Consider the following 479-nt stretch of genomic DNA (forward strand, 5'->3'; position numbering starts at 1 on the left):
TCGGTGCCGGCGGAGACGTTGACGCCCTTTGCCAGCATCTTGGCCACCGGCGGCGTCGCTTCAGCGACACCATGGCCGTAGCGCTCGACGAAGTACTCGCCCTGATAGGCCATGCGGTGCTGCACGGCGATGCCGCCGCCAAGGGCGGCGATCCGGTCGATCGAGCGGTCAGAGATCGTCTCCGCATGGTCGAAGAACCAGTTGATGCCCTCAAGCGGGATATCCCGGTTGACCTTCTCGAAGACGTCGAGCGCACGGGTGATCGTCTCGTCATAGGTGGCATGCAGTCGCCAGGGCCAGCGGTTCTCCGCAAGAATGCGCACGACCTCTTCGAGTTCGCCCTCCATCTCCGGCGGCATGTCCGGGCGCGGCTCGCGGAAGTCCTCGAAGTCGGCGGCGGAAAACACCAGCATCTCGCCGGCACCGTTGTGGCGGAAATAGTCGTTACCCTGCTTGTACTTGACCGACGACGTCCATTT

1 protein-coding gene is annotated in these 479 nt (G+C 63.7%); it reads right to left on the bottom strand.

From position 1 onward, the window contains the following. Positions 1-479 (bottom strand): amidohydrolase family protein (locus IB262_RS35495; RefSeq protein ID WP_192494585.1); only part of this gene is annotated, 479 nt, incomplete at both ends.

Origin of the sequence: Ensifer sp. ENS02 (assembly GCF_014851885.1) — a bacterium.
Classification (GTDB): domain Bacteria; phylum Pseudomonadota; class Alphaproteobacteria; order Rhizobiales; family Rhizobiaceae; genus Ensifer; species Ensifer adhaerens.